Annotated in this window: 2 protein-coding genes; both read left to right on the top strand. The window is 72.1% G+C overall.

Annotated features, from left to right (window positions below):
- Window positions 1-972 (top strand): sensor histidine kinase (locus B7L92_RS35420; RefSeq protein WP_081241308.1); only part of this gene is annotated, 972 nt, incomplete at its 5' end.
- 4 nt (window positions 973-976) lie between these two features.
- The coding region (locus B7L92_RS35415; protein ID WP_081241307.1) for a response regulator transcription factor at window positions 977-1,536 on the top strand (560 nt) is incomplete at its 3' end.

Below are 1,536 nucleotides of genomic sequence, written 5' to 3'. Positions count from 1 at the left end.
GTCTGTCTGGCCGTCGTCGCGAAGCCCAGCGCCTGGTGCACGGCGAACGCGCCCGCGACGACGTTCGCGAGTATGGGGCTGTATCTGGCCCTGTACTCCGCCGGGGCTCATCAGATCCGCTTCCGCCACGGTCTGGCCGTCGTGGCGAGTGTGAGCTACGCCGTGCTGGCCGTCGTCCTGGACCGCCTCGGCTCACCACAGGCGATTCCGGACTATCTCGCGTTCTGTCTGGCTCTGGTCGCGGTCTGGCTGGTGGGGAGCACGGTGCGCACACGGCGGACGGAGGAGGCGGAGCGGCGGCGGCTGGCTGCCGAGGCGGCCACGGCCGCCGAGCGGGCGCGGATCGCCCGCGAGCTGCACGACGTGGTCACCCACCACGTGACGGCCATGGTGGTCCAAGCCGACGCGGCGCAGTTCCTGCTCACGTCCGCGCCGGAACGCGCCGGCGAGGGACTGACGGCCGTCAGCGACACCGGCCGCCGGGCGCTGACGGAACTGCGGTACCTGCTCGGCGTCCTGGAGGCGACCGGCGAGTCGGCGTCTGCGGACCTGGCGCGTGCGGGCCGGGCACCCGCCCTGGGACGGGTGGGGGACCTGGTCGAGCAGGCCCGCAGGTCGGGGCAGCCGGTCGAGTTCAGCGAACAGGGTGAGCGGCGGCCGCAGGGCGTGGACGTGGAGCTGGCCGCGTACCGGGTGGTGCAGGAGGCGCTCACCAATGCCATGAAATACGCGGGCGGGGAGCCCACACGGGTCCTGCTCCGGCACGGCGACGAGCACATCGAAATCAAGGTGACCACCGACGGACCGGTCGCCGTACCGGTCATGCGGAAACCGGGTCCCGCGGGCGGGCGAGGGCTGGCCGGACTGCGTGCACGGGTGCGGACGCTCGATGGTGAACTGGAGGCCGGTCCCCGGCCCGAAGGCGGGTTCGAGGTCCGCGCCACGATTCCGTCCAAGCCCCTTCAGGAGTGACCCCGTGAGCGATGCGCCGCCACCGACCCGTGTGCTCGTCTGCGACGACCAGGCGCTGGTGCGGACCGGTTACGTCACCATCTTCTCTGCGCAGCCCGACATGGAGGTCGTCGGGGAGGCCGAGAACGGCCACGAGGCGGTTCAGGCCGCGCGGCGGCTGCGCCCCGACGTGGTCGTGATGGACATCCGGATGCCCCTGCTCGACGGCATCCAGGCGACGCGGCAACTGGCCGGTCCCGGTGCCGAAGACGCGCCGAAGGTACTGGTCGTCACCACGTTCAACGTCGACGCCTACGTCTACGACGCGTTGCGCGCCGGAGCGAGCGGCTTCCTCCTCAAAGACGCGCCTCCGGCGGAGCTGGTCAACGGCATCCGGACCGTTGCCCGGGGCGAGGCCCTGCTGGCACCCGCCGTCACCCGCCACCTCATCGGCCACTTCGCCCAGCATCTGCGACCGGCCGGCACCTCCCTGCCGGCCAGGCAGGACGTCGTGCGTGCGCTGACCCCCCGCGAGCTGGAAGTGCTCCAGCTGATCGCCGAGGGGCTGTCGAACGCGGAGATCGC

The organism is Streptomyces viridosporus (assembly GCF_002078235.1).
Lineage (GTDB): Bacteria > Actinomycetota > Actinomycetes > Streptomycetales > Streptomycetaceae > Streptomyces > Streptomyces viridosporus.
Note: the sequence above shows the minus strand (reverse complement) of the source record. Positions and strands in the feature narration are given on the sequence as shown.